The sequence below is a fragment of the Herbaspirillum aquaticum genome, from assembly GCF_002213425.1.
GTDB lineage: Bacteria > Pseudomonadota > Gammaproteobacteria > Burkholderiales > Burkholderiaceae_D > Herbaspirillum > Herbaspirillum aquaticum.
The window spans coordinates 78,866-85,477 of sequence record NZ_NJGV01000029.1 but is presented as its reverse complement, the minus strand read 5'-3'; the positions used below and the strand labels follow the sequence as shown (position 1 = coordinate 85,477).

5 protein-coding genes are annotated in these 6,612 nt (G+C 62.1%); 2 read left to right on the top strand and 3 right to left on the bottom strand.

What is annotated here, in order from left to right:
• The first annotated feature begins 488 nt into the window (after positions 1-488).
• Both CEJ45_RS22965 and CEJ45_RS22960 read left to right on the top strand, forming a co-directional pair.
• Positions 489-1,334, top strand: a complete 846-nt coding sequence (locus CEJ45_RS22965; RefSeq protein ID WP_088757352.1) for an ureidoglycolate lyase — start codon at positions 489-491, stop codon at positions 1,332-1,334.
• Positions 1,335-1,481: 147 nt separating this feature from the next.
• Positions 1,482-2,234, top strand: coding sequence for an SDR family NAD(P)-dependent oxidoreductase (locus CEJ45_RS22960; RefSeq protein WP_088757351.1), 753 nt, complete (start codon positions 1,482-1,484; stop codon positions 2,232-2,234).
• A gap of 156 nt (positions 2,235-2,390) precedes the next feature.
• Here the strand turns inward: CEJ45_RS22960 and CEJ45_RS22955 are convergent, their stop codons facing one another.
• The 3 genes from CEJ45_RS22955 to CEJ45_RS22945 form a co-directional block, all read right to left on the bottom strand.
• Complete coding sequence (locus tag CEJ45_RS22955) at positions 2,391-4,031, bottom strand: methyl-accepting chemotaxis protein (RefSeq protein WP_088757350.1); 1,641 nt, start codon at positions 4,029-4,031, stop codon at positions 2,391-2,393.
• A 450-nt stretch (positions 4,032-4,481) separates the two neighbouring features.
• The gene (phoR, locus tag CEJ45_RS22950; RefSeq protein ID WP_088757349.1) at positions 4,482-5,798 is read right to left on the bottom strand and encodes a phosphate regulon sensor histidine kinase PhoR; all 1,317 of its coding nucleotides are present in this window, start codon (positions 5,796-5,798) and stop codon (positions 4,482-4,484) included.
• A 121-nt stretch (positions 5,799-5,919) separates the two neighbouring features.
• Positions 5,920-6,597, bottom strand: coding sequence for a response regulator (locus tag CEJ45_RS22945; RefSeq protein ID WP_034332673.1), 678 nt, complete (start codon positions 6,595-6,597; stop codon positions 5,920-5,922).
• Positions 6,598-6,612 lie beyond the last annotated feature (15 nt).

Here is a 6,612-nt window from a genome sequence, read left to right as displayed (position 1 = left end):
TAGGCTATAAGGGGTCGTACGACCGCGTCGCAGCCTTCGGAAGGCGGTGGAAGGTGGGTCAGATGGAGAGGGTCAATTCTGCGAGCAAATCAACACAGTACTTTTACCGAGAAAGTATTTCTCGCCGCGCTCCCTGAATTTCAATTGAGGTGTTCAAGTGGCACCTTCTCGAATTATTCTTTCTCCGAACGACGAGATGTTTTTCAGCTTAGAAGTCCTGGCCGACAATTGCACTTCGAACCTAATCTATTAATTTTATTGAGTTGAAATTCAACTCATCATTAAACCTGTCAACTTGCAATTCTCAAATACGCGGGAACTCATCTTCCCTCAATGCGTATCCAAACTCTATTGGTCTTACCAATAAACTGGTAATATCGTGCTTCCCAAAACGACAGTGTCCCGCATGTCGCTGGTCCTCGGCAGCCTGAGGCCGCGCCACGGCACCGCGCTGTCATCCAGAGACAAATTTTCTCAAAGGAAACACGATGAAATTACTGCGTTACGGCCCGGTGGGGCAGGAAAAGCCCGGCATCCTCGACCAATCCGGCAAGATCCGCGATCTGTCCGCCTACATCAAGGACGTCAACGGTGCCGTACTGGATGACGCTTCCCTGGACAAGATCAAGAAGCTCGACCTGGAAAGCCTGCCCGCCGTGGAAGGCTCGCCGCGCATTGGCGCCTGCGTGGGCAACATCGGCAAGTTCATCTGCATCGGCCTGAACTACGCCGATCACGCCGCCGAATCCAACCTGCCCATCCCGGCAGAACCGGTGGTGTTCAACAAGTGGACCTCCGCCGTGGTCGGCCCCAATGACGACGTCAAGATCCCGCGCGGGTCGAAAAAGACCGACTGGGAAGTCGAACTGGGCGTGGTCATCGGCAAGGGCGGCACCTATATCGACGAGAAGGACGCCATGTCCCACGTGGCCGGTTATTGCGTGGTCAACGACGTCTCCGAGCGCGAATACCAGATCGAACGCGGCGGCACCTGGGACAAGGGCAAGGGCTGCGATACCTTCGGCCCCATCGGCCCCTGGCTGGTCACCCGCGATGAAGTCGCCGACCCGCAAAAGCTGGGCATGTGGCTGGAAGTGGACGGCAAGCGCTACCAGAACGGCAACACCAGCACCATGATCTTCGGCGTGGCCCACATCGTCTCCTACCTGTCGCGCTTCATGAGCCTGCAGCCGGGCGACGTCATCTCCACCGGCACGCCACCGGGCGTGGGCATGGGCGTGAAGCCGGAAGCGGTCTACCTGCGCGCCGGCCAGACCATGCGCCTGGGCATCGACGGCCTGGGCGAACAGCAGCAGAAGACCATCGACGCCTGACCCACAACGGTCGCCGCGTCACCCCGCGCTGCCATCCGGCGGCGCGGTTGCATCTCCATCGACATCCACAAGAACAAGAACGACCATGCGCGGGCGCATGTCCGCTTGCGCGATCCAATAGACCGCAACAGGGAAGGAGAAGACACAATGAATCACTACGATTTCCAGGGCCGCAGCGCCATCATCACCGGTGGCGCCCAGGGCTTCGGCTATGCCGTGGCCGAACGCCTGCTGCAAGGGCGCGCCAAGGTGGTGCTGTGGGACATGGACGAAAAAGCGCTGGCCGAGGCCCGCGCCAAGCTGGAGCCGCTGGGCCATGTCGAGACCATCCGCGTCGACATCTCCAGCCAGGCCGATGTCCAGCAAGCCATTGAAGCGACCGAAAAACTCACCCAGTCCATCGACATCCTGGTGCATAGCGCCGGCATCGCCGGACAGAACAATCCGGTGGCGGACTACTCGCCCGAAGAGTGGCGCCGCGTGATCGACATCGATCTCAACGGGGCCTTCTACGTCAACCAGGTGGTGGTCCAGCGCATGATCGCGCAGAACTACGGTCGCATCGTCAACATCGCCTCCATCGCCGGCAAGGAAGGCAATCCGACCGCCTCGGCCTACAGCGCGGCCAAGGCCGGCATGATCGCCCTGACCAAGAGCCTGGGCAAGGAAACGGCTACCCGCAACATCGCCGTCAACGCCATCACCCCGGCGGCCGCACAGACCCGCATCCTGGAGCAATGCACCCAGGCCCACATCGACTACATGCTCTCCAAGATCCCGCGCGCGCGCTTCGTGAAGGTGGAGGAGCTGGCAGCGATGGTGGCGTGGCTGGTGTCGGAGGAAAATTCCTTCACTACCGCATCCGTTTTCGATCTGTCGGGCGGACGCGCGACCTACTGAGGGCGCGGGGGCTCGGTCCCCGACCCTGCCCTGTGGAGGTGCAGCAGATTGTTTCACCTGCCTCGCTACCACCGGATTGACGGCCTCCCAAAACAAAGAACCCGCCAGGATATGCATGGCGGGTTCCTTGTTTGGGTCGTCAGTTTCGTCGCGATATCAGCGCAAGGCCGGTCGCGGCGGCGTGATGTCCACTGCCACGCGGCTGGCCACTTCTTCGCTGCCATAACCCACCTGGTCCTGCGCCAGTACCTTGAACTGGCTCACCACCTCGGACAGGCGCGCGGCCTGCTCCTGCATGGCTTCGGCGGCGGCGGCGGCTTCTTCGACCAGGGCCGCGTTCTGCTGCGTGGTCTGGTCCATGTCGGTGATGGCCAAGTTGACCTGGCTGATGCCGTCGCTCTGCTCGCTGCTGGCAGCAGTGATCTCGGAGACGATGTCGGCGACCTGGCGCACACTGGCCACCACTTCATCCATGGTCGTGCCGGCACGCTCCACCAGTTCGCTGCCCGAGCCGACCTTGGCCACGGAGTCATCGATCAAGGTCTTGATTTCCTTGGCGGCCGAGGCCGAACGCTGGGCCAGCGAACGCACTTCGGAGGCCACCACTGCAAAGCCCCTGCCCTGCTCGCCGGCACGGGCTGCTTCGACCGCAGCGTTCAAGGCCAGGATGTTGGTCTGGAAAGCGATGCCGTCGATGACGCTGATGATGTCGACGATCTTGCGCGAGGATTCGTTGATCGAGCCCATCGTGGAAATGACCTGCGACACCACTTCCCCACCCTGCTGCGCCACTGACGAAGCCGACGCCGCGAGCTGGTTGGCCTGGCGTGCGTTGTCGGCGTTCTGGGCCACGGTGGAGGTCAGTTCTTCCATGGCTGATGCGGTTTCCTCCAGCGCACCGGCCTGGCGCTCCGTGCGGGCGGAGAGGTCGAGGTTGCCGGTGGCGATCTCGCGCGAGGCGGTGCCGATGGCATCGGTGCCGCTGCGCACCTGGCCGACGATGCGGGCCAGGTTGACGGTCATGGCGTGCAGGGCGTGCATGAGCTTGCCCGTTTCATCCTTGCGGGCGATCAGGCTGTCATCGACGCGGGTGGTGAGGTCTCCGGCCGCCACGGCTTCTGCCACATTGACCGCCTTCTCCAGCGGCCGCGTGATGCCCAGCGCCAGGCTGCGCGCAAACAGCCAGCCCAGTACCACCTGCAGGATGGCCAGGCCGATCATGAGGTTGCGGCTCTCGCGATAGACCTCCTGGATATGCAGCGCCACCTGGTCAATATTGGCACGCTGCAGGTTGAGCAACTGCTGCAGCAAATCCAGGTAGCCCTTGGCTGCCACGTCAAAGGGGCCGGCCAGGATCTTGGCGGCTTCTTCGGCGTTGCCGTCGGCCTTGGCCTTGGAGATGGCATCGCGATGCTTGATGTAATCCTTGCGCACCTCGCCCAGCTTGGCGAAGACGGCTTTCTCCTCGGGCGACTCGATCAGCGCTTCGATGGCCTTCTGTTGCTCGGTGGACATGCGGCTGGCTTCGGCCGCGTCGGCGGCGAAGAAGCTGGCCAGGCTTGGATCGGCACTCTTGGCAATGGCCGTGGTGCGGCGCACGCTGGTGTGAATGGTGCGATACCAGTCGGAGACCAGGCGTTCCTTGGTCAGCGGCTCGTGCATCATCTCGTCGGTGGCTGCGGCGATGCCTTGCAGGCGCCAGATCGAGAGTGCGACCACGACGCTGGCAGCGGCCAGGATCACGGCAAATCCTACGCCCAGGCGGCGCCCGATTTTCATGTTGGCGAAATAGCTCATCGTTTTCTCTTTTGCGCAGTAGGTGGAAAGGCAAACCGGGCCATGCTGCAGACCGGGTGTTGACACTTCGGTACATGGTGCGACGAATACCGTCGCGGCGCGATCAGGGTTTTCCTGACAACAAGCTTTCAGCACGGCAACGGGATGACCGCCGCCGGTTCAATGACGGATACCGTACACAGGGCGTCATGCGCCGTATGCGCGGCAGGAATGCAAAGCCCGCCTGAGACTCGCATTGCTCCGGGGCGTGCGGATTCCCCACAGACCGCAGGGCCCGGCGAGGCGCCATTGTTGCCGGGAAGACAGAGAAGCGGGCATTCGTAATTTCACTTACTGACGATGTGTCAGCGTTGAGCTATGGCGCCATGGTACGCCGCTGTCTTCAATTCAAAGATGAAAAAAGGATGCCGAAGCATCCTTTCCAATTCCGTTTGAACGACTCTGCAAGGATCAGGGCTGCGGCTGCGCCGCATAGTCCTCGATGGTCTGGGTGGCCGGGAAGTGCACGGTGAAGGTACTGCCATGATCCGGCACCGAGGCGATCTCCAGCGTGGCATGGTGGCGCAGCAGCACGTGGCGCACGATGGCCAGGCCCAGGCCGGTGCCCTGGGTCTCGCGCGAGCGGCTCTTGTCGACGCGATAGAAACGTTCGGTCAGGCGGGAGATGTGTTCGGGGCTGATCCCGATGCCGGTATCCTGCACCGCGAAATGGGCGCCCTGCTCGTCACTCTGCCAGCGCAGCGTGATGGTGCCGCCTTCCGGGGTATAGCGCACGGCATTGGTGACCAGGTTGGTGAAGGCGCTGCGCAGTTCGTCGGCATTGCCCTTGAGGTCGGGGCCGTCGACCACCAGGCGGATGTCATGCTTGCCCGCCGACAGCGCGCGGCCTTCCTCGGCGATGCGCTCCAGCAGCGGGCGCACGCGCAGCACTTCGGAACGCAGCGGGTAGTCGATCGACTCCAGGCGCGTCAGCGTGAGCATGTCGTCAATCAGGTTCTGCATGCGCTGGCCCTGCTCGGTCATGAGCTTCAGGTGGGCCATGCGGGTGGACTCATCCAGGTTCGGCTGGGCCAGCGCAATTTCGAGAAAGCCGTTGATGACGGTGAGCGGCGTACGCAATTCGTGCGAGGCATTGGCCACGAAGTCACGACGCATCATGTCGATGCGCTGCGATTCGGTGACATCGTGGGTGACCAGGATCTGCCTGCGGTTCTCGAAGGGAATGATCTGGATGATCAGCTTGCGCTCGTGCAGGGCCAGCGTGAGCGGCTGCTCGTAGCGGCCCAGGATGATGTAATCGATGAAGGCCGGGTTGCGGATCAGGTTGGTGACCCGCATGCCCTTGTCGCGGTCCAGCTTCAGGCCCAGGTGCGCCTGTGCGGCGGGGTTGCACCATTCAAGGAAGAGCACATCATCCATGATCACCACGCCATCCGGCAGCAGGCTCATGGCCTGGCGGAAGCGCGCCAGCCACTCGGCCAGTTCGGCCTGGTTCTTTTCATCGTCGCGGCGCATGCGGTAGAGGCGCGCATAGACATCGGTCCAGGCGCCCCAGCCATCGGGCAGGCGCGACTGGCCGGAATCATCCAGCCAGGTCGACAGGCGCAGCAGGTAGTGGAGATGGGCAATCATCATCGCGCCCACGCCCAGCACCGCCGTGACCAGTCCGATGATGGGACCGAAAAAGAAACCGACGACTCCCGCTCCGGCCAGGCACAACACCAGGCGCAATACAGCAGGAATCCAGAACAAAAGTTGTGGACTCATTGATTTGACAGATAAATCTGGGAAGCGCCCGCGCGCCGAATTTATAATTTTCCTGATTATGAACGACGCGGGCTGGTTTGGTCTTTGATCTTTATTTGCCTGATCTTTATTTGCCTGATCTTTATTTGGTCGAGAGCATGTAGCCCACGCTGCGCACCGTCTTGATGAGGTACTCGGCATCACGCAGGGCCTTGCGCAGGCGCAATACGTGGACGTCCACGGTGCGCTCTTCGATCACTACGTGGTCGCCCCAGACGCGGTCGAGCAGCTGGCTGCGCGAGAACACGCGGTCAGGATGCGCCAGGAAAAACTTCAGCAGCTTGTATTCAGCGTGACCGATATCGATGCGTGCACCCGACAGGCTCACCGAGCAGCTGGCCGGATCGAGCGTGACCGGACCGGCCGACATCACTTCCTGGGCATGCTCCGGGCTCTTGCGGCGCAGCAGGGCCTTGATGCGCGCGGTCAGTTCGCGCGGCGAGAAGGGCTTGGTGATGTAGTCGTCGGCGCCGTTGTCGAGGCCGGCGATCTTGTCTTCTTCCATGCTCTTGGCGGTGAGCATGATGACCGAGAGCTGCTGCAGCTGGCGGTCGGCGCGGATGCGCGAGAGCAGGTGCAGGCCGCTGCGGTCCGGCAGCATCCAGTCCAGCAGTACCAGTTGCGGGGCGCGGTGCTGGACGAAATCCCAGGCCGCGGCCGCGTTGGAGACGACGAAACTGGACCAGCCTGCCTCCTTCAAGGTGAAGGCAATCAGTTCGGCGATGGAGGGTTCGTCTTCGACGATGAGGATAGTGGTCATGATATTCGGGCTGGT

Excerpts from the sequence above, each read along its gene's own strand:
- CEJ45_RS22965 (WP_088757352.1), top strand. The coding sequence starts at position 489 with ATGAAATTACTGCGTTACGGCCCGGTGGGGCAGGAAAAGCCCGGCATC.
- CEJ45_RS22960 (WP_088757351.1), top strand. The coding sequence starts at position 1,482 with ATGAATCACTACGATTTCCAGGGCCGCAGCGCCATCATCACCGGTGGC.
- CEJ45_RS22955 (WP_088757350.1), bottom strand. The coding sequence starts at position 4,031 with ATGAGCTATTTCGCCAACATGAAAATCGGGCGCCGCCTGGGCGTAGGA.
- phoR (WP_088757349.1), bottom strand. The coding sequence starts at position 5,798 with ATGAGTCCACAACTTTTGTTCTGGATTCCTGCTGTATTGCGCCTGGTG.
- CEJ45_RS22945 (WP_034332673.1), bottom strand. The coding sequence starts at position 6,597 with ATGACCACTATCCTCATCGTCGAAGACGAACCCTCCATCGCCGAACTG.